Source organism: Ruminococcus sp. RTP21204st1_B2_RTP21204_210225, assembly GCF_040914135.1.
Lineage (GTDB): Bacteria > Bacillota > Clostridia > Oscillospirales > Ruminococcaceae > Hominimerdicola > Hominimerdicola aceti.
In genome coordinates this window covers 1-20,164 of sequence record NZ_JBCPGA010000044.1, presented here as the reverse complement: position 1 = coordinate 20,164, position 20,164 = coordinate 1, and the positions used below count along the sequence as shown (strand labels likewise).

The following is a 20,164-nucleotide window of genomic DNA, read 5'->3' as shown; positions in this document are numbered from 1 at the left end:
ACAAAAAAGACTGCTTTCCTACCCTTTTAAGGGTGGTTGCAGTCTTTTTTTATTGCGCGTTTTTTTACAGCGCCTTTCGCTATTTATGCTATTTTGTTATTTTACATAGCTTACATGAAGTAGTTCATGCTCTCTGCCCTTGAGGATACCCTCGTAAAGCTTATCCATAAGCGGATTTTCTTCTGAACGCTTCAAAGTGCAAAGCTTGTCAGCATTGTAAAGATTAACACTGCGCTCTTTCTTCTCGTCGATAGTAGCCTTTGGCTGACCAGCGCCGCCTATACAGCCGTTTGGACAAGCCATAACTTCGATAAGGTCGAAATGCTCGCCAGCTTTCATTCTGTTCATTATGACCTCAACATTGCGAAGTCCGTTTACAACGCAGACCTTGATAGCCTTGTCGCCAAGAGGTACTTCAAGCTCCTTTATGCCCTCGAAGCCTCTTACGCCCTCGAATGCAAGATTTCTCAGGGAAGCGAGTGACTTGTCTGTGGAAACACGTCTGATAACTGCTTCTGTTACACCGCCTGTTACACCGAAGATAACGCCTGCGCCTGTCATAGTGCCGAACGGCATATCAACAGCTTCCGGCTCTATCTCGTTGAACACGATACCGGCTTCTTTTATCATCATGATAAGCTCCTGAGTTGTGATGACAAAATCAACCAACGGTTTGCCGTTCTCGTCCTTGAACTCATCTCTTGCGGCTTCGCCCTTTTTGGCAGTGCAAGGCATAACAGCAACAGAAAGTATCTTCTTGCCCTCGCCCTTGAACTTCTCGTTTATTACGGAAGCAAACATCTGCATTGGTGAGCGGCAAGTGGAAATGTTAGGCAGTATCTCAGGATACTCATTCTCAGCATACTTTATCCATGCAGGACAGCATGATGTGAACAGCGGGAGCTTTCCGCCGTTTGCAAGCCTGTCTGCAAACTCCTTTGACTCCTCCATAACAGTGAGGTCTGCGGCTGTTGAGGTGTCAAAAATGTAGTTGAAGCCTATTCTTCTAAGTGCTGCAACTATCTTGCCCATAACGTTCTCACCGTTGTAGCCGAACTCTTTTGCCACTGCAACTCTTACAGCCGGAGCTACCTGAGCCACTGCAATAGTGTCCTCCTGATTAAGCTCTTTCCAAAGCCTGTGGCTGTCGTTCTTTATGATTATAGCGCCTGTTGGACAGACTGCTGCACACTGACCGCAGCCAACGCAGTTTGAATCGCCTATAGGCTTGTCAAATGAGCAGGCTACCTTCATTTTTGAACCTCTGAATGCAAAATCTATTGCACCAACGTTCTGTACCTCGTTGCACACTCTTACGCAGTCACCGCAGAGGATACACTTGTTGGCGTCTCTAGTGATAGATACAGAAGAATCATCGATACAAGGCTTGGACTTTGGATTGTCAAAACGTACCCTGTGGATATCAAATCTTGCGGCAAGCTCCTGCAATTTGCACTTGCCGTTTTTATCGCAGGTCGTACATTCGCCACAGTGATTTGAAAGAAGAAGTTCCAATATCATCTTGCGGTATTTTCTTAGCCTTGGTGTGTTTGTGTATATCTCCATACCGTTTCTCGGAGGAGTTGAGCAAGCGGCTTCCATGCCACCCCACTTGTTTTCCACCATGCACATTCTGCAAGCACCGTATACTGAAAGCTCAGAATAGTAACAGAATGTAGGAAGCTCGATGCCTGCCTTTCTGATAAGCTCAAGCAGATTTTTTTCACCGTTTATAGCAACGGGGATATTGTCGATTATCATAAACTCTTTATTCATAGCTAAAATTAAACCTCCTTGACAGCTTTGAAATGGCAGTTGGAAATACAAGCTCCGCACTTTATGCACTTAGAGGTGTCGATCTTGAACGGCTTTTTGATCTCACCGCTGATCGCACCCACAGGACAGACTCTTGAACACTTTGAACAGCCCTTGCATATCTCAGGGTCGATCTGATATGTCACAAGCTTCTTGCAGTTGCCTGATGGACACTTCTTATCTCTTATGTGAGCTTCATATTCCTCACGGAAGTTCTTTATTGTAGATACAACAGGGAATGCAGCCGTCTTTCCAAGACCACAGAGAGCAGTTGAGGAGATAGTGTCGGCAAGCTCAAGAAGCAGTTCGATATCCCCCTCCTGACCGTTACCATTTACGATACGCTCAAGTATCTCAAGCATTCTCTTTGTACCCTCACGGCACGGAACGCACTTTCCGCAGGACTCGTTTTGGGTGAAATTCATGAAAAATCTTGCAACTTCTACCATACAGGACTTATCGTCCATAACAACAAGTCCACCTGAACCTATCATTGCACCAACTTTTTTCAGCGAGTCAAAGTCAAGCTGGATATCGAGGTTAGGCGTAACAAGACAGCCGCCTGATGGACCGCCTATCTGAACAGCCTTGAACTTTCCGTCACCTCTCATGCCGCCGCCGATATCGAATATTACCTTTCTGAGAGAAGTTCCCATTGGCACTTCAATAAGACCGGTGTTCGAGATGTTGCCAGTAAGAGCGAAAGCCTTTGTTCCAGGGGAGTTCTCAGGGCCTATGCTCCTGAACCATTTTGCACCGTTATTGATGATAACAGGCACGTTAGCCAGCGTTTCAACGTTGTTGAGAACTGTAGGCTCGTTGAAAAGACCATGTTCAACAGTTCTTGGCGGCTTAACTCTAGGCATACCACGCTTGCCCTCGATAGAAGCCGTCAGGGCAGAGCCTTCACCGCAAACAAATGCGCCTGCACCACGGTTTATATGTATTCTGAATGAGTAATCTGTGCCGAGTATATTGTCACCAAGCAGACCAAACTGCTCAGCCTGTGCGATAGCACCTTTAAGACGTGATACTGCCAGCGGATATTCCGCACGAACGTAGATATATCCCTCTTTTGCGCCTGTTGCGATACCGGCTATCATCATGCCTTCAAGAAGTCTGTGTGGGTCGCCCTCCATGATAGAACGATCCATAAATGCGCCAGGGTCGCCCTCGTCACCATTGCAGACTATGTATTTTGTAGGGCTTTTCTGCTTTGCAACGCTTGTCCACTTTCTGCCAAGAGGGAATCCTCCACCGCCTCTTCCACGTAGATTGGATTCTGTCATTTCGTTGAGGATATCCTCAGGTGACATATTGAGAAGTGCCTTTTCAAAGGCTCTGTAGCCGCCTATAGCAAGATATTCCTTTATGGAAGTAGCGTCAATGTGACCGCAGTGTTCAAGGACGATACGCTGCTGCATCTTATAGAATGGTATTTCTGACTGCTGGCGATATATTTCACCGTTTTTCTTGTAGCACAGTCTTTCAACGCACTCGCCATTGCAGATAGTCTTGTCAACTATCTCGTCAACATCGTCAAGCTTTACCTTAGTGTAAAGCCAGCCCTCCGGCTCTATTCTAACAAGTGGACCCATTTCGCAGAAGCCGTGACAGCCGCTTCTTTTTACGCCGATAGCGCCCTCGTGGATATCATCATCATGTGGCTCGTCAGCAAGTGCCACCACGCACTCCAATCCCTTTGCGGAGATAGTTTCGATAAGCTTCTGGTATATGTTCAGCGAACCGCCTGCAACACAGCCTGTACCTGCGCAAACAAGCACTTTTCTAGCCTGCTTGTCAACAAGCTTACCATACTGTTCACGGGCGTTGTCAAGATCGTATTTCGTTTTCAGCAGCATATTATTCAGCCTCCTTTTCTCTCAGTTCCTTAAGCAGAGCCGCAGCCTTGTCAGGATTCATCTCAGGGTGAACAACATCGTTCACAGTGAGAACAGGGGCAAGTCCACAAGCACCAAGACATGAAACAGTTTCCACTGTGAACATCAGATCGTCAGTGGTGGTTTTCTTCTCGCTAAGACCAAGCTCTCCTCTGAGATATTCGAGAATAGGTATAGATTTTCTTACATGACAGGCAGTGCCGTCACAACATTTGATAACGTATTTGCCCTTTGGCTCGAGAGAAAAATTCTCATAAAAGGTCGCAACGCTGTATATTCTTGCTTCGCCTGTGCCAAGCTTTTTTGCAAGATATGGGAATATTTCCTTTGGAAGATAGTGATATATCTCCTGAATATCCTGCAATATGGCTATGACCGCTGTTTTTTCATGATTTTCAAGAATTTTGTCGATCGGTGAATAATCAAATTCTTTTGTCATAAAATTTCCTCCATATAATTAAAGTTAAATTTGATTACAAAGTCAATAATCAAGACATACTGTCAACTATAATTATATACTATATGACACAAAATGAATAATGTTTTTATTTACATGGGATATATATAATTAGAATAAGTATTGACTAACTTGTAGAAATACACATAAACGAAAACGTTTATATAGTTATAATGCATAAAAAATCGAGCCATTTCTCAATGACTCGACCTGCTGATACTATTTGATAAACTGAATTAATTATAAAAAATCATAGACGTTTGTTTCATTGGATATACCTGACATTTCGTGCCCTATGTTAAGCCTTGCGAATACTTATCTCTCCTGAGGAAATATATTCTTCTCTGCCGTCCTCATATCTGACGTGCAGGCGGCAGTCCTCATCAGCCCCAAGCATTGTGGCAGGAGTTTTTTCGCTTCCTCTTATGACGTTTATCTTCTCGCCTACCCACAGCAAGCGTTTTCTGTATTCTGGGTAAAAGCTGTTTTCTTCAAAGCTGTCATAAAGACGCATGAAATTGTTTATTATCTCTGCGGCTATCCTGTTTCGCATATCGCTTTTTCTTTCGTGGAATATCGGTCCTGCGATATCTCTTATTGCCTCAGGAAAACCGCCTTCCGGCTCGTAGGTGTTCACACCGATGCCAAGCACAGCGTAGTCAAGTCCGCCGCTTTCCATGCTGAAAGAAGCCTCCGTGAGTATTCCGCATATCTTCCTGCCGTTTATGTAAATGTCGTTAACCCATTTTATGTCAGGCTTCTGATCGCTGACCTTTTCCACAGCAAGGGCAACAGATACTGCAGCAGCAGTGGTTATCTTAACAGCGTCAGCTGCAGCCATGTCAGGGCGGAGAAGAATGCTCATGTAAAGTCCCGAATCAGAGGGCGAGAAGAAAGAACGTCCAAGCCTTCCACGCCCCTGGGTCTGCATACCTGCAATGACTATCCTGCCCTCGGGTACACCCTGATTTGCATAGTCTTTGAGTACCAGATTAGTGGAGCTTACTTCCTTGTATACCTCTATTTCAAGTCCCTGACGGTCAGGGTCAAGATATTTTTTTATGCCTGCAAGGGAAAGTATATCGGTGTTTTCATCAAGGGAATAGCCCTTGTTCGTCACCGCAGAGATAGGGTAGCCGTTTTCCTGCAAAGCTTTCACAGCTTTCCAAACAGCCCCTCGGGTGCAGCCCAGCGTGTCAGCAAGCTGTTCGCCTGAAAGATATTTGCCCTTGTTATCGTCGAGAAGTTCCAGCACTTTGTCTTTTATTGCCATAAAAAATGCCTCCTTAATGAGATAATTATAGCACAAAATAATGTTTTTTTCAATCTTTAGGAGCAAATATATTTTTTCATGATAATGTATTTTGTAGTGTACTGTGTTGACAATATATATAAATGATGATATAATATAATTGAAAGATAAACACATACATTTTAATATATTTGGAGGTGTTTTGTATGGCAAAAAATCAGACTTTAGTTCAATTCCGTGTTGACAGTGACCTTAAAAATGAGGTAAGCGAGATATACAGTGCATTAGGAATGGATCTTCCTACAGCTTTCAGAATGTTTATGGTGCGCAGCAAAATGGTGCGTGGAATACCATTTGAAACAGTTCTTCCTGAAAATGCTGTTACAAGAGCAGAGGGACTTGAAGCGTTTGAAAAGCTTAGAGAGCAGGCAACTGACGTCCCTGAAATGTCTTTGGACGAGATAAACGCTGAAATAGCAGAAGTGAGAAAGAACAGGAGAAAATGATAAATGAAAGTCTGCGCTGTTATTGACACAAATGTTATCGTATCTGCTCTTATCACTAAAAATTCGCAATCTCCGCCGTGTATGGTGCTTCGTGAGGTGCTTGACGGCAGGATAACGCCGCTGTTTCATGATGACATAATAGATGAATATGCGGAAGTCTTGAACAGACCTAAGTTTCACCTAAAAGCTGAAACTATCCAAACAATGATAAATTCTATTATTTCAAATGGAATTAAAGTTGACCCGAAACCGACAGGGGAGATACTCGTGGATATGGACGATCTTATTTTCTACGAGGTAGCAATGGAAAAGCGTGATAATAATGCTTATGTTGTCACGGGAAATAAGAAACATTATCCCATGAAAGATTTTATTGTTACGCCGTCAGAAATGATGAATATATTGAATGAAACAGAATGAACCTATGCACAGTCTTATATGGGCTGTGCATTTTGTTTTGCTTGGCACTTACCTTAAATTTTCCACATTAAGAAACCATTAAGAAAAAATTGTGCAAAATGACGGATAATAATATTTGCATTTTGCACAGCTATGTTGTATAATATAATAGTATATGTATGAATTGAAACAGAAAAGGACGATGACAATGTTTTATAACCTTTTGGCTAAGACTAATAATACTACATTGGTGCTATTTGTGCCAATGCTGTGCAGTTTTCTTATTGCTTTTTTCAGCCTGAAATTCTTCAAACGCATTTTGCCTAAAGATCAGGGCAGAGCGTTTGCTGTGAACGGCGCACTTTCTGAGGGCAAGCCTCGTGGCGCAGGAATTATCTTCGTGACTTCCTTTACACTTTGCACAGCGCTTTTTTATCCTCTCGATATCGAGAACATAATCTATCTCGTGCTTGTGTATGCCGCCATGCTCAGCGGATATTTTGACGATGCTGCTGAAACTCCTTGGGGCAACCTGAAAAAGGGCCTTATCGACCTTGTTATATCTCTTGGCATTGCGTTTACATACTATTGTTATAACGGCTCGCAGGTGAAGCTTTATATCACAGATTCCACTTTCACTATCCCTGCACCGCTATTCATCATCCTTGCAGGCGTCCTCGTTTGGACAGCTATAAACGTTACAAACTGTACAGACGGCGTTGATGGGCTATGCGGTTCATTGGTCATGACAGTTCTTCTGCCACTTGCATTTATGGTGACAAAGAGTGGTGCGGCTGATATGCTCCTTCCTATGATAATGTTCGTGACGCTTGCGGCTTATCTGTGGTTCAACTGCTCGCCTAGCCAGATGCTCATGGGCGACGCAGGCTCGAGAGCGCTGGGCGTTTTCCTTGCGGTGATGTTCTTAAAAACCGCCGCACCGTTCGCATTTATCCCTATGGCTATAGTTATCATACTTGACGGCGGACTTGGACTTCTCAAGCTTTCTTTCAGACGTTTCCTGAAAATAAAGAAATTTATGGAGGGCATAAGAACTCCTCTTCACGACCATGCAAGAAAGAACAAGGGCTGGTCTGATACTCAGGTAGTAATAAGATTTACAATTTTGCAGATAATAGTAAATCTGTGCTTTATGGCATTCGTGCTGTAAAAAATATGTGTGGGACAAAAACGGTCTGACCTTTTAATGGACAGGCTGAAAATTCGGAGATGATGAAAATAAAAAAGAACCTGAAATATGTTCTTAATATATTCTTTATTGTGGTCATAGGCTGGCTGACAGTCAGACTGCTTTTCAGAGGAGAAGAATTTTCCGACATAGTGGCGGATCTTCACCTTGCAAAGAAAAGCTGGCTTGCAGTGGGTGCTGTGTGCGTGTTCTGCTATGTGGCAGGGGAGTCGGTCATAATAAAGTATATGCTGAGACTTTTTGAAGTAAAAACTCCTTTCAGGCGTTGTTTGAAATATTCGTTTATAGGCTTTTTCTTTAGCTGTATAACGCCGTCTGCTTCCGGCGGACAGCCTGCGCAGATGTATTACATGAAGAAAGACGGCATAAAGATAGGCTTTTCCACCTTGATAATGCTTATCATCACCATAGCTTTCAAGGCTGTGCAGGTGCTTCTTGCAGTGGCGTTCCTGCTTTTCAACTTTGGCTTTATAAAGCTTCATGTGGGACGGCTTTGGTGGCTTCTGCTTATCGGCTTTATACTGAATATCGCCTATATCGCAGGGCTTGTGTTTATTTTCTATAAGCCTTTGTGGGCGAGAAAAATGGGCATAAAGCTTATAAATCTTCTGACACGCATAAGGATACTCAAAGAAAAGAACAACGAAAAATACATAAACAAAATAAAGCGTATCTGCGACAATTACATGATCGGTTCGGAATATATAAAGAGCAATGTACACACTGTGATAAATATTTTTCTTATCACACTGGTGCAGAGAATGTTCCTGCTGGCTGTCACATGGATAGTGTATAAGTCCTACGGCCTTAGCGGAACAGGTTTTTGGAATATTATCGCACTTCAGACTATGATAGGCGTTGCAGTTGAAATGCTGCCATTGCCTGGTGCGGCAGGCGTAACAGAGGGTTGCTTCACATATATGTTCATGAGCATTTTCACCGCAGAGCTTGTAAAGCCTGCAATGCTGCTGAGCCGTGGACTCAGCTTCTATTTACTGCTGATAATGAGCGCATTGGTAACGTTCGTGGCTCACTTTATCGTTATGAGAAATGATAAGAAGAATGGTCTTGAGGGGTCGCAGGAAGTTAAAAAAGAAGTCGAAAAAGAATGAGAGGAAAAGAAAAAATGATTGGTTTTTATAATTATTCGGTAATACTCACATACATAGGACTTGTTTCGTCAGTGTTCGGCATTACACAGGTCTTTGAAAATCATATGTCCATAGCCTTTCTCTGCCTGCTTCTTTCGGGTATCTGCGACCTTTTTGACGGCAAGATAGCAAGAAGCATGAAAAACAGAACAGAGCATGAAAAGGTGTTCGGCATACAGATCGACTCGCTGTGCGACCTTGTTTGCTTCGGTGTTTTCCCTGCTGTCATAGGCTATCACTACAATTCAGTTTATCCGCTTCGTCTTATCGCAAGCATTATGATAGTTCTGGGCGCTGTTATCAGACTTGGCTACTTCAACGTTATGGAGGAAGAGCGTCAGAGAAACACAACAGAGAACAGAAAAGAATATAAGGGTCTGCCTGTTACAACAGTTGCTATGATACTTCCTCTGCTGTTCATGGGTCAGCACAATATACCGAAAAATATTTTTCCATTTGTTTTCCATAGCTTTATGATACTTATTTCAATACTCTTTGTATTGAAAATAAATGTCAAGAAGCTTTCCATGAAGGGCGTGCTGATACTCTTTACTATAGGTGCGATAATCCTTCTCGGCTATCTTAAAATGCAGCATATAATCTAAGATAAAAGTTACCTGAATGGGAAATGTTTTTGCCGGACAGGTGTGTGAAAAACAGGACGTCGGGGATGTCGTCCCCTACAATAATGTAAATAAAAGGAGAGAAACAGATGAAATATCGTGACAGACAGGGCAGAGAATACGAACAGACCACATCTCAGGATAGCTTTCTTGCGGCTGCCTACAGCTCGGCAATGGGCAGGGCGCTTATGAAATTTCTCGGCTGTCCGATATTTTCAAAGTGTGCAAGAGTGATACTTGACAGCAAGTTCTCAGTGCCTTTTATTTTCGGCTTTGCAGAAAAAAACGGCATAGATATGTTTGACTATGAGGAAAGAATGTATCGCTCATTCAATGATTTTTTCACAAGAAAAATAAAGCCTGGCAGACGTTTTATCACTAAGGACAAGAATCTGCTGGTGTCACCTTCAGACGGCAAGGTGACTGCTTATAAGATAACACAGTCTGATACCTTTATTATAAAGAACGCAGTGTATAATACTGCCTCGCTTCTCAGGGACAGCAAGCTTGCAAAGCGTTATGAGGGCGGCTATGCAGTTATCATCAGACTTTCAGTGGACGATTATCATCGCTATTGCTATTGTGCAGACGGTGTAAAGAGCCACAACAGAAAGATAAATGGAATCCTTCACACTGTGAACCCTGTGGTGAATAATTATCTGCCTGTTTTCAAGGAAAATTCCAGAGAATATTGCATGATAAGAACGGAGCAGTTCGGAGATATTATTCAAATGGAAGTCGGTGCTCTTATGGTGGGCAGGATAACTAATCTGCACACTGAGGGCGGCGTAAAGGTCACAAAGGGCGAAGAAAAGGGATATTTCGAGTTTGGCGGCTCAACTATCCTGCTGCTTCTTGAAAAGGACAAGGTAAAGCTTTGCGATGACCTGCTTAAAAATACGAGGGAGGGCTTTGAAACTAAGCTTCTTCAAGGCTCGGTGCTTGGCGAAAGTCTGAAGTAAAAATATCTAAGACGTAAAAAATATAGGCAAGGGGCATGGTTGATGTACAGATTGAATTATGAACAGTTCGACAGAGATAATCAATATATAGGAAACGATCTGGGTGCGGTCATGAAAGAGGGCAAAACTGTGTTCAAAACATGGTCGCCGCTTGCAATGGGAGTTTATCTTAATCTGTATCTTGACGGCGAGGGCAAAAGCCGTCTTGAAAGCCTGCCTATGGAAAGGCTTGACCACGGTGTTTGGTATGTGGAGATACTTCGTGACCTTGACGGTGTTTTTTATACCTATACATTTGAGTTTGACCACAAAACAAGGCATGAAACTATAGATATCTATGCAAAAGCCTGCGGAGTCAACGGAAACGTTGGTGCGGTGGTGAATTTCAAGACCACCGACCCTGAGGGCTGGGAAAAGGTCAAGAAGCCTAAGTGCAGAAATGCCTGCGACGCAGTGGTATACGAGTGCCACGTCAGGGATTTTTCTGCGGACAGTTCATCAGGCGTTGCTTCTGAGCATAGAGGTAAGTATGTGGCTTTTGCCGATAAGGGTACGAAATATCAGGGCGTGAACACCTGTATCGAGCATCTCAAAGAGCTTGGCATAACCCATGTTCATTTGCTTCCTGTGGAAGATTATGCCACTGTGGACGAGAGCAAGCCCTGGCTCAATCAATATAACTGGGGTTATGACCCTAAGAACTTCAACTGCCTTGAGGGGTCATATTCCACAGACCCTTATGACCCTAAGTGCAGGATAAGAGAGTTCAAACAGCTTGTTATGGCACTTCACGAGAACGGCATTGGCGTTGTAATGGACGTGGTATACAATCACACTTACTATACCGAGGAGTCAGCTTTTGAGCGTTCTTTCCCATATTATTATCATAGGATAAGAAATGACGGCTCATTTTCAAACGGCTCGGGCTGTGGAAACGAAACGGCTTCAAACCACATGATGATGAGAAAATTCATGATAGATTCTCTCAGATTTTGGGCAACGGAATATAAGATTGACGGCTTCCGCTTTGACCTTATGGCACTTCACGATATTGAAACTGTGAACATCATAAGGGACGAGCTTAACAAGATAGATCCTCAGATACTAATGTATGGCGAGGGCTGGACGGGAGGAGAGTCACCGCTCCCTGCTGACAGGCTTGCATATAAATGGAATTCATATCAGTTTGGAAGAGTTGGACTTTTCAACGATAACATCAGAGATTCCATTAAGGGCGGTACTTTCAATCCATATGACAAGGGCTTTGTCAGCGGAAACAGAAATGCGGCTTCTACCCTAAGGCGTGGTATAGCCGGCTCTGTGCCACACTATCAGATAAATGACGCAAAAGAAGCTTGCTGGGCTTTTGAACCTACTCAGGCGGTGAATTACTGTGAGGCTCATGACAACAATACTTTGTGGGACAAGCTTTGTATATCGGCAAAGAATGACAGCGAGGACGTAAGGATAAAAATGGATAAGCTTGCAGCGGCGATAGTGATACTTTCACAGGGCATGCCGTTCATACAGCTTGGTCAGGATTTTCTTAGGTCAAAGCCGAGGATACTCAAAGAGGGCGAAGAGCCTAATGATGTGAATATCTATTCCCATGACAGCTACAATGCGCCTGACTACACTAACTCCATAAAGTGGAACAGAAAGCTTGAATATAAAGAGGTCTTTGAGTATTACAAGGCTCTTATAAGGCTGAGAAAGGGAAGTCCGCTTTTCCGAATGAACACTAAAGAGGACGTGAACGCACATCTTCATTTTATGCACAATGACGATTGGAACTGCGTAAGTTGGAAGCTTGAAAAAGACGGAGAATGCTATGTTATCGCACTTAATCCTTACTACGAGAACAGGGGCTTCGGTCTGCCTGAGGGAAGCTTTTATCTAAGGCTTGACGAAAACGGTAAGATGAACAAACAGCCCGTTTCAGGCAGTTTCGTCTGTCCACCGTTGTCGGCTGTGGTTTATAAGAGGATAAAGAATATCTAACAGTCCTGTTAATGAAATGACGAATAAATATTAATAATAAATTAATGTATATATCTTGCAGATAGAGTATAATTAAATTATTGGATCGAGAAATATTAAGGCAAAAGATACAAAAAAATTAAACAATGGAGGAAATCATAGTATGAAGAAGTTTTTGGCAGGCTTCTGTGCTGCGGCAATTGCAGCAGGCTGCATGGGAATGACAGTCATGGCAGACACGGAAGCAACGGACAAGCTCACCTCTTATGAGGCAACAAGCGACAATGTTAAGCTTATCGGTCGTACTTACAGAAAGGGCGACACAACGATACTTGGCTATTCTGCAAGCGGTATCGAGTTCAAATGCACAGGCACAAAGGCTGTTTTCAATGTAAACGGCAGCGTAGGTGAGGCAAGAATTGGTGTATTTGTAAACGGCAAGCTTGTTAAGCAGGGCTACATAAAAAATAAGAAGACAAACGCAGTTGAGGTAGAGCTTCCTGAGGGCGAAAGCACTGTCAAGCTCATAAAGCTTTCAGAAGCTGCACAGAGCGTTATCGCAATTGACAGCTTTGAGGTAGACGGCAAGCCACAGCCAACAGAGGCAGCTAAGCATTCTATCGAGTTTATTGGTGACTCTATCACTTGTGGATACGGCGTTGACGATCCACTTGGAAAGTCATTTTCTATCTACAACGAGAACGCCGCAAAGACATATGCTTACAAGGCAGCACAGAATTTTGGCGCTGACTACAGCTTTGTATCAGTAAGCGGAGCAGGTGTGATCTCTGGTTATTCAGGCAACGGCAAGATAAATGACGCACTGCTTGTGCCAAATTTCTATGATAAGTTCTGCTTTACATGGAGCTGGTTCGACGGTGAACAGACAGCTAATTATGATTGGGATTTCTCACAGTATCAGCCTGAGCTTATCGTTGTAAATCTTGGTACAAACGATAACTCATACACAAAGGGTGACGCTGATAAGTGTGCTGAGTTTGAAAAGGGCTATGTAAATTTCCTCAAGGAGATAAGAGCTAAGAATCCAAATTCTGAGATACTTTGTACACTCGGTATTATGGGACAGGAGCTTTATCCTTCTATTACAGATGCAGTTGACACTTATAAGACTGAAACAGGCGACAGCAAGGTATCAGTTTTCCAGTTCAGCGTTCAGGACAGCGAAAACAATGGTTATGCAGTTGACTATCACCCATCAGCTGTTTCACAGAAGACAGCAGCTTATGAGCTTACATATGCTATTGAAGGCATTTACGGCTGGGAGAGAGTTGAGTTGGTTAACGACGGCGTTGACGAAATGACAAAGGACGACGACGTTGAGTTCAATAACGTTGTTGAGGAGTCGTCAAGTGAGGAGAGCAGCGAGAGCAAAGCAGAGGAGTCATCTTCCGAGGCTTCTTCTGAAGCAACAAATGACAGCAGCGCAGCGGCTTCATCATCAAAGACAACGACAAATCCTAACAGCACCACAAACCCTAATACAGATGCGGCAATGGGCATAAGTATAGGTCTGGCAGCACTTGCAGGTGCAGCTATGGTGGTTTCTAAGAGGAAGTAATAAAGTAGATATTTACACCGCACAGAGGTAAGACTTTGTGCGGTGGTTTTTTATATGGTCGGTCGTAACATTTCAGGGTGGCTTTGCCGACAAAATGTACGCTTTAACGCAAAAAACTCCCCCTTGCAGAAACCTCTGCATGGGGGATATTTTCATAAACGATAAAAATTACTTCTTTGTAGTCACACACTTTGAAGCCGACCAAGCACCATAATACTTAGTACCCTTTACAGTTGTGTACGAACGAACACGAACGTAATATTTCTTTTTGCCCGAAAGCTTTGAAATAGTCTTGGTGTCGGTCTTGTTGTTTGTTATGGTAACTTTCTTTGCACTTGTGAACTTTGAGTTGGTAGCGTACTGAATCTCATATCCAGTAGCAGAGCCTTTCTGCGCCCAATCCACAAAGAATGCCTTTGACTTAGCCGTGAGCTTCTGTATCTCCTGCTTGGCAGGATTTATCTTGAATGTCTTTGTGATAGTGCCTGTATAAGAGCCTTTTCCTGCAATTTTTACAGTGGCAGTGCCTATATTCTTGTTGTTTGAGTAGGAAACTGTATAGTCAGTGCCTTTTTTCAGCGTTTTGCCATTGTATTTAACAGTAATGCTCTGAGTGATGTTCTTGCCAGTGAAAGCCTTTGTGGAAATGCCCGAAACTGTGGCTTTCTTGAAGTTATTTTTGATACTGTAGGTCTTAGAAACTGAGCCTGTGTAATTGCCCTTGCCTGTGATAGTGACCTTTGCTGTTCCGACCTTGGTGTTGTTGCTGTAAGAAACAGTGTAATCAGTATCCTTTTTCAAAGTCTTTCCATTGACCTTTACATTAACGGACGGAGTTTTTGCCTTGCCGTCATAAGCGTAGATCGAAGTTGAAAGTGTCACGCTTGCCTTTGAAATGCTAATTCTTGAAAGTGCAGGAATTTCAGCCGTTTCAAGAACTTTCTTGCAGACTGTACATTCCTTGTGTTTTGAGCCTTTAACTCCGATAGAAGCCGCCTTGTCAGTTATCCAACCGCTTGACTTGTGACCTGTGGCTGGGATAGTTTCGGTGTAGAAGTCACCGCATGAGCAGGTGTATTTTACTGTGCCTGCGGTGGAGCAGGTGGCATTGCTGAGAACTGTTTTTGTATAGCTGTGTTCATGATAATCGTCAAGCGCAAATGGTGAGAGCTTGTAAAGGGTCGGTGCTGAATTATTTGTGACATACCATTTTACCATGCCGTCACTGCATACAACAGGTTGACAATCTGAAAGTCCGAAGGAGTGAGAAATGGCTTTGGTAACAGTTTTGCCGTTTGAGTCAACTGTCATTGTCTTTGTGGCGGTCTTGCCTGTGGAACTGTTGTATTCTTCCCACATAACAAGGAACAGATTGTCATTTATCTTTATAAGCTGAGGGGTGCGGCAGGTCACTTTACTTGATGTGCCGTAGTTTGTGAGGGCAATGTTCTGTGTGCCGTTGAAAAGCTCGTCTGTGACGCTTATGTAAACATTTCTTGTCTTACAACTGCTTGAAACGTCTTTTGCATAGGCTATCAGACAGTTTCCGCTGCCAAGCTCAAAACCGCCTATTGAAGCGCCCGTGTAGTTGCTTTTGTTCATATCGAACTTAACAGGGATAGAAACGCTCACGGCTGTTGATTTTCCGTCAGCCTTATATTTTGTGAGAGTAATGCCGTTTACAGAAAGGTAGGAGCCGTTCATTGTGTAGTTGCTTGATTCTGAGTGGTCAACTCTGTAGATGTATTTTCCGCTTTCGTCAGCTTTGATGAATTGGTTGAATGAGTGGCTAACATAGCCGTCTGTAAGATTTGAAACGTCATACATTGAGTCGGTCAGGGACATGGAGGATTCGTCAATGGTGAAAAGCATATTTGCCTGATGATTTATGCCGTCACTGTCAGCATACATCTCATGGCAGGTGTAAACATAAAGCTTTCCACCCGCTTCTTCCATTCTCAGTGAGCCTGCCGAGAACGGCTTTGTTGTATTGACACCTGAGATACTGCATGAATTTACCTTGCTCCAGCTCTTGGTGTATTTGACTACTCTTACAACTTCCTTGCTGTCGCTTTCGAAAGTGTTGTTCTGACCGAACACGAGATAGTTATAGTCTTTTCCTGAATAAAAGCCACCAAATAGGTTAAGCTCTTTTGAAATAGTGCGTTGTGATATAAGCTTATTGCCGTCTGCGGAATAGTTTTCTACCACAATGCCGCTTGATGTGTTTTCAAGCCTTGTGAGCGTTCCGTCGCTGTTTTGTACAAGATAAGAGTTTGTGACCGATGACCATGTGTTGTAATGGTTATCTGAAGCATTGTCTGTTGTACGTCCGCTGAGTATAGTGGCAGAGCCTTTTGTGTCGCTATCCATAGGCGTAACTGTCACTGTACAGCTTGCTTTCACACTGTTGTCGGTGGTGGCGGTTATTATGCATACGCCTGCCTTGTTTCCGTACACCTTGCCGTCTTTTGTAACCGAAGCCACAGAATTATCACTGCTTGACCATGTGAAGCCGTAGTCTATATCGGAATTACTCTTTGCAGAAAGTTTAAGGCTGTCGCCCGTTTTGAGCGTGGCAGAAGAATTTGAAATCGTAACACTGCTAGGCATTTTCCAAGCAATATTCTCTGAGTAGAAATTGCCGTCAGTATCACGCTCTATGGCTGTCACAGTGCCGTTCGTATAATACAAAGCGAAAACAGGATAAGCTGTTTTATATGAAGCCACCTGCTTGAAATCATTGTTGAACTCCATAAGAGTGTTGTTGTTTACATACATGATAGTGCTGTCATTTTCGCTGTTGTATACAGTTCTTGTTCCAACGCTGTTGTAGAGATCATTTTTGTTTTCATGTTCAGCTCTTGAAACGCTTCCAAAGAGAGATAATGTATTATCTGTTGATGTATGGAATTTGGCAGAGTCCACGATGTTTACAGTGCCGCTTGCAGAAGAAGTCCACGCAAGCTTGCCGTTGCCAAGCATTTGTGCGTTGTCATAATGATAATCGTAATATTTCTGATAGAAATAGTCGATAGATTTATCAGACACGGTTATTTTGTTATTTGAAATATTTCCAAAGCCAAGGGCGTTCATTTTGTGAGTATAGCCCCAATAAACGTAATCAGCGTTTCTTTCAAAATAGAAGTTTCCGTTTGTGCTGTCAAAGCCTGAGAACTTTGTTATGGCAACTTCAGTGCTGCAGGAGGACAGCTTATTTCCGTTTGAGTCCAGGACAAATAGATTATCGCCTTTTTCAGCACCGCTGCTGTCTGTTACATAGTAATATATCCTGCCGTTATCGTCAACGCCAAAACAGTTTGGGTAATTTAAAATACCATTGGGGGTATACTTGCTCACATTAACGCTTTTGGTCACCTTTTCCGTATCGGTGTCAAAGGTCTTTATGTAATAAGAATATGACGAGCCCTTCACGCTGGAATTGTATGTGCTGGTATCTCTTTCGATATAATAGATCTTGGAGTTATTTGCATATACATTTATAATGTCACCAAGCGTTGCTACAGTTCTCACGGAGTTGTTGGAAAAGCTATAGAATTTAATTAGCTTCTTGTAGTTTTCCACAGTATAATAGTATAGTCCGTTTTTAGTGGCAGAAACCACGTTTACGAAAACCTGATCGGAGCTGTTAAAAGTCAGAAAATCTGACGGCATTTTTACGGCGCCGTTTGCAGAATAAGCCTGAGCTGATATAGCGGTGTTCCCAAATATGCCGTTAATGCTTTCTGGAAGCGGAAGCAGTGCGGCAGAAGCTGTTATAACAAAAGCTGTAAGTCCTGCGGCGATCTTTTTAGTCAACATATTTATCCCTCTTTACTATGATCTTTACCCCGACCCTATGTGTATATTATACTACTTCTTTTGCCTGATTTCAAGTAAAAAGCTCCGCCACAGCGAAATGCCACGGCGGAGTTTTTAGGACTTTTGGGAGAAATTACTTGTTGCCTGTTGTCTTGTAAGCGTCGATCATCTTCTTGCTGGTGAGTCCAGAACGCCGAGCATATCTTTCTCCGTTCCTAATGTATGTCATCGGCTCTGATTCACCTGTCAGAAGTTTAATTTCCAGTTTCATTGTGTTCTTATTTATTGGAACTACACTTATACGGTCTATGACTGCCTTTGCCATTTCGTCGACTTGTTCCTTGTTCATTGGTAGGCTAGGATCATACATTTCACGGAAGTATTTTTCAATCCGCTTTATAGCTTTTGCATAACTATTGTCGTTTTCGCTTTTCTTTTCGATAAATCTTATCTGATGTTCTATTCCTTTTATTAGTTCACTGCTCTCGGTATTACGTTTTGTAAATTCTGATTTTGTGATAAGCTCCTCCATATAGAGCTCCAGCAGTTTATCACGCTTTTTATTTTCCTTTTCCAGTGTTGCTTTCAGGCCGCTTACCTGCCGCATTGCCTCGGCAGAGCGGTCTGATTCTTTATATATCCGAAGAAATGTTTCAACATAATCCTCAAGGTTTTCAGCCACGTCCTTGAAAAATCCCGACAGTATGCTGTAAAGTTCCGATTCCATTATTGCAAATGACGCACAGCTTTTTGCACCTTCTTTCTTTTTTTCTGAGCATATCCATTGATATATTGGCTGACCTTTTGATACGCTGTTTGAGTAACTTGTCCTCCAATATGGCTTGTCGTGAGCTGCACACCATATCTTACCGGTGAAGACACTTGTGTCTTTAAATGAGTGTTCACGGCTTTTTATGGCAGCACTTCTTGTTTCAAATATTCTGTTGCACTTGTTCCATATTTCCTCAGATACTATGGCAGGTACGACTTCGCCTGTTTCGTCTTTGTACATCACCCATTCTTCTTTGGGTAAAAAACGCTGTTCTTTTGTGCGGTAGTCAACTATTCTTACTTTGTTACCACAGTAAAATCCTTTATATTTTGGGTTTTGTATAATGCCTGAAACGGTGTTGTGATGTATCCTTGTACCATTGCGTCCACGGTAGCCTTTATCATATAGTATTCGTTCTATCTTTCTGACGCTCATATCACCAGTAGAGTAAAGGTCAAATATCATTCTTACCATTTCTGCTTCAGGTTCGTTTATGACAAGTTTACAGTCATCTTTATCATAGCCGAATATACGATTGTTGCCCATAACATTTCCGCTTTCTATTGAACGCTTGTGACCCCAACGAACACGTTCAGAAAGCTTCCTGACTTCATCAGCGGCGATGCTTGACATTATAGTAAGACGCATTTCGCTGTCAGAATCAATGGTACAAATGTTATCATTTTGGAAGAAGACCCCTACCCCTGCTCGGAGAAGATCACGGGTATAGGTAAGGCTGTCGATAGTATTTCTTGCGAAACGGCTGACTTCTTTTGTAAGTACAAGGTCAAACCTTCCTGCTTTTCCATCTTCGATCATTCTCATAAATTCAGCACGGTTTTCAGCGTGTTCTCCTCTGACCCTGTCAACATACCCCTCAATGTAATTCCAATTTGGGTTTGACTTTATCATCTCTGTAAAGAAGTTTATCTGATTTTCAATAGAGTTTTCCTGTTCATCACGGGTCGTTGATACTCGTGCATAAAATGTAACATTGATTTCAAGATCAAAAATTGTTTTCCGCTCACGTTTCATAAGGTCAGCGGCTGCATAAATATCCATTAAAATTCTCCTTTCGTCAAAGCCTTGACTGATTGTTTTGACTTTGATTTTGTTTAGTTAATATGATTATACCATGCCGACAGCACAGGGTCAATGGCACGGAATAACTTACCTGTGGCAATATGTAGCAATGCCTTTCGGCACTGCATTTGCGGTCATGCCGCCAGTCTTTCGATCATCATTATCATTCTGTTGTACTTTTTGATGTCGATCTCGCCGCTGTTGAGCAGCAGCTTAGTCCAAGCAGCCAGGGTTTTCTTCTTCATTTCCAGCTTGGAATAGGGACTTTTCGGATTTTTACTCAATAGTCATCTCTCCTTTTCCATTTGCATCAGTAATATTTTCTCACACTCATCAAAAATTATCCATTTGTTTTTCACTGTTTTTCCAGTCAATGATATCACAAAAACTTTGAAATAGTAATCACCAACTGCAACAAAAAACTTGCTTGATTTTATTGCATTTATACCTTTCGACGCCGACACGATAGCACGCATTTACGCTGTTTCAGCCTGATTTTAGCGGTGTGCGACCTCTGAATTATCAAGGACCTGTTTTTACGACCCCATTGACTTCTCGACCTTGTCGTATCTCGCAAACTGCGTATTTTCGGCACTTTTGCGGCGAGCTTTGCTCGTCCGCTGTGAGTGTTTCGGGGGCTGCGACCCCGAAA

15 protein-coding genes are annotated in these 20,164 nt (G+C 42.8%); 8 read left to right on the top strand and 7 right to left on the bottom strand.

Features of this window, described 5'->3' with window-relative positions; genetic code table 11:
- Positions 1 to 96: 96 nt before the first annotated feature.
- The 4 genes from AB5123_RS12010 to AB5123_RS11995 all read right to left on the bottom strand — a co-directional run bounded on the left by AB5123_RS12010 (position 97) and on the right by AB5123_RS11995 (position 5,446).
- Entirely contained in the window at positions 97 to 1,776 is a 1,680-nt protein-coding gene (locus tag AB5123_RS12010) for a [FeFe] hydrogenase, group A (protein ID WP_038670850.1), read from the bottom strand.
- Positions 1,777 to 1,784: 8 nt separating this feature from the next.
- A complete protein-coding gene (nuoF, locus tag AB5123_RS12005; protein WP_171028891.1) occupies positions 1,785 to 3,677 on the bottom strand; it encodes an NADH-quinone oxidoreductase subunit NuoF in 1,893 nt (630 codons plus the stop codon).
- Between the two features lies 1 nt (position 3,678).
- Positions 3,679 to 4,155 carry an NAD(P)H-dependent oxidoreductase subunit E gene (locus AB5123_RS12000; RefSeq protein WP_022288457.1) on the bottom strand — a complete coding sequence of 159 codons (477 nt, stop codon included), beginning with the start codon at positions 4,153 to 4,155 and terminating at the stop codon, positions 3,679 to 3,681.
- 316 nt (positions 4,156 to 4,471) lie between these two features.
- The gene (locus tag AB5123_RS11995) at positions 4,472 to 5,446 is read right to left on the bottom strand and encodes a biotin--[acetyl-CoA-carboxylase] ligase (RefSeq protein WP_022288456.1); all 975 of its coding nucleotides are present in this window, start codon (positions 5,444 to 5,446) and stop codon (positions 4,472 to 4,474) included.
- Positions 5,447 to 5,631: 185 nt separating this feature from the next.
- Between AB5123_RS11995 and AB5123_RS11990 the strand changes: the two genes are divergently transcribed.
- From AB5123_RS11990 to AB5123_RS11955, 8 genes are all read left to right on the top strand, one after another.
- Positions 5,632 to 5,931 (top strand): type II toxin-antitoxin system RelB/DinJ family antitoxin, encoded by a 300-nt coding sequence (locus tag AB5123_RS11990; protein WP_046440079.1) that lies wholly within the window; start codon positions 5,632 to 5,634, stop codon positions 5,929 to 5,931.
- 3 nt (positions 5,932 to 5,934) lie between these two features.
- A complete protein-coding gene (locus tag AB5123_RS11985) occupies positions 5,935 to 6,351 on the top strand; it encodes a putative toxin-antitoxin system toxin component, PIN family (protein ID WP_046440078.1) in 417 nt (138 codons plus the stop codon).
- A 187-nt stretch (positions 6,352 to 6,538) separates the two neighbouring features.
- Positions 6,539 to 7,501: a phospho-N-acetylmuramoyl-pentapeptide-transferase gene (locus AB5123_RS11980; RefSeq protein WP_117923259.1), complete on the top strand. Its 963-nt coding sequence runs from the start codon at positions 6,539 to 6,541 to the stop codon at positions 7,499 to 7,501.
- Between the two features lie 62 nt (positions 7,502 to 7,563).
- Positions 7,564 to 8,652, top strand: coding sequence for a lysylphosphatidylglycerol synthase transmembrane domain-containing protein (locus tag AB5123_RS11975; protein WP_286960677.1), 1,089 nt, complete (start codon positions 7,564 to 7,566; stop codon positions 8,650 to 8,652).
- A 14-nt stretch (positions 8,653 to 8,666) separates the two neighbouring features.
- Complete coding sequence (locus tag AB5123_RS11970) at positions 8,667 to 9,296, top strand: phosphatidylcholine/phosphatidylserine synthase (RefSeq protein ID WP_038673006.1); 630 nt, start codon at positions 8,667 to 8,669, stop codon at positions 9,294 to 9,296.
- Between the two features lie 107 nt (positions 9,297 to 9,403).
- The gene (locus AB5123_RS11965; RefSeq protein WP_022288452.1) at positions 9,404 to 10,276 is read left to right on the top strand and encodes a phosphatidylserine decarboxylase; all 873 of its coding nucleotides are present in this window, start codon (positions 9,404 to 9,406) and stop codon (positions 10,274 to 10,276) included.
- A gap of 42 nt (positions 10,277 to 10,318) precedes the next feature.
- On the top strand, positions 10,319 to 12,277 hold the full coding sequence (gene pulA, locus AB5123_RS11960) for a type I pullulanase (protein WP_368364864.1): 1,959 nt from the start codon (positions 10,319 to 10,321) through the stop codon (positions 12,275 to 12,277).
- Positions 12,278 to 12,419: 142 nt separating this feature from the next.
- Positions 12,420 to 13,835, top strand: a complete 1,416-nt coding sequence (locus tag AB5123_RS11955; RefSeq protein WP_368364863.1) for a GDSL-type esterase/lipase family protein — start codon at positions 12,420 to 12,422, stop codon at positions 13,833 to 13,835.
- Between the two features lie 168 nt (positions 13,836 to 14,003).
- On the opposite strand, the gene AB5123_RS11950 is transcribed toward AB5123_RS11955, so the two are convergent.
- The 3 genes from AB5123_RS11950 to AB5123_RS11940 all read right to left on the bottom strand — a co-directional run bounded on the left by AB5123_RS11950 (position 14,004) and on the right by AB5123_RS11940 (position 19,796).
- The gene (locus AB5123_RS11950; protein WP_368364862.1) at positions 14,004 to 17,657 is read right to left on the bottom strand and encodes an Ig domain-containing protein; all 3,654 of its coding nucleotides are present in this window, start codon (positions 17,655 to 17,657) and stop codon (positions 14,004 to 14,006) included.
- Between the two features lie 133 nt (positions 17,658 to 17,790).
- Positions 17,791 to 19,491: a recombinase family protein gene (locus tag AB5123_RS11945; RefSeq protein WP_038670861.1), complete on the bottom strand. Its 1,701-nt coding sequence runs from the start codon at positions 19,489 to 19,491 to the stop codon at positions 17,791 to 17,793.
- 155 nt (positions 19,492 to 19,646) lie between these two features.
- Positions 19,647 to 19,796, bottom strand: a complete 150-nt coding sequence (locus tag AB5123_RS11940) for a hypothetical protein (RefSeq protein WP_158455053.1) — start codon at positions 19,794 to 19,796, stop codon at positions 19,647 to 19,649.
- Positions 19,797 to 20,164 lie beyond the last annotated feature (368 nt).

Coding starts and splice junctions, on each gene's coding strand:
- AB5123_RS11970 (WP_038673006.1), top strand. CDS start 8,667: ATGATTGGTTTTTATAATTATTCGGTAATACTCACATACATAGGACTT.
- AB5123_RS11990 (WP_046440079.1), top strand. CDS start 5,632: ATGGCAAAAAATCAGACTTTAGTTCAATTCCGTGTTGACAGTGACCTT.
- AB5123_RS11985 (WP_046440078.1), top strand. CDS start 5,935: ATGAAAGTCTGCGCTGTTATTGACACAAATGTTATCGTATCTGCTCTT.
- pulA (WP_368364864.1), top strand. CDS start 10,319: ATGTACAGATTGAATTATGAACAGTTCGACAGAGATAATCAATATATA.
- AB5123_RS11965 (WP_022288452.1), top strand. CDS start 9,404: ATGAAATATCGTGACAGACAGGGCAGAGAATACGAACAGACCACATCT.
- AB5123_RS11980 (WP_117923259.1), top strand. CDS start 6,539: ATGTTTTATAACCTTTTGGCTAAGACTAATAATACTACATTGGTGCTA.
- AB5123_RS11955 (WP_368364863.1), top strand. CDS start 12,420: ATGAAGAAGTTTTTGGCAGGCTTCTGTGCTGCGGCAATTGCAGCAGGC.
- AB5123_RS12010 (WP_038670850.1), bottom strand. CDS start 1,776: ATGAATAAAGAGTTTATGATAATCGACAATATCCCCGTTGCTATAAAC.
- AB5123_RS11950 (WP_368364862.1), bottom strand. CDS start 17,657: ATGTTGACTAAAAAGATCGCCGCAGGACTTACAGCTTTTGTTATAACA.
- AB5123_RS11975 (WP_286960677.1), top strand. CDS start 7,564: ATGAAAATAAAAAAGAACCTGAAATATGTTCTTAATATATTCTTTATT.
- AB5123_RS11945 (WP_038670861.1), bottom strand. CDS start 19,491: ATGGATATTTATGCAGCCGCTGACCTTATGAAACGTGAGCGGAAAACA.
- AB5123_RS11995 (WP_022288456.1), bottom strand. CDS start 5,446: ATGGCAATAAAAGACAAAGTGCTGGAACTTCTCGACGATAACAAGGGC.
- AB5123_RS12000 (WP_022288457.1), bottom strand. CDS start 4,155: ATGACAAAAGAATTTGATTATTCACCGATCGACAAAATTCTTGAAAAT.
- nuoF (WP_171028891.1), bottom strand. CDS start 3,677: ATGCTGCTGAAAACGAAATACGATCTTGACAACGCCCGTGAACAGTAT.